Below are 293 nucleotides of genomic sequence, written 5' to 3'. Positions count from 1 at the left end.
CCGTTGGGGGTTTCAAGCAGGTATGGCTTTTCCGAGTAGTTGAACTTGCCAAACTGGTAGAGGTAGTTCATCACCGAGTCATACTCAGGTGCCATCGGAAGCGATACACCCTTAATAAGGTCGCCGACGGTGTCGTTAGCACCCCAGTGGCGAAGATCTAGAGTGTGGCCTAATTCGTGCAGGATGGTGTTGCGCAGTTTTGCATCTGATCCCATCAGGCGGTTATTGGCGATGAAAAGCGAGTTATCGCCAACCAAGGAAATACCCGAGGCGTAGTTACCTTGATCAATCTG

At 50.9% G+C, this 293-nt stretch carries 1 protein-coding gene; it reads right to left on the bottom strand.

The genetic code is table 11. The features are described from left to right. Positions 1-293 (bottom strand): zinc metalloprotease (locus tag HMPREF2785_RS11925; protein WP_210386083.1); only part of this gene is annotated, 293 nt, incomplete at both ends.

The organism is Corynebacterium sp. HMSC067D03 (assembly GCF_001811185.1).
Classification (GTDB): domain Bacteria; phylum Actinomycetota; class Actinomycetes; order Mycobacteriales; family Mycobacteriaceae; genus Corynebacterium; species Corynebacterium coyleae.
This window is presented reverse-complemented; position numbering and strand designations above follow the sequence as displayed.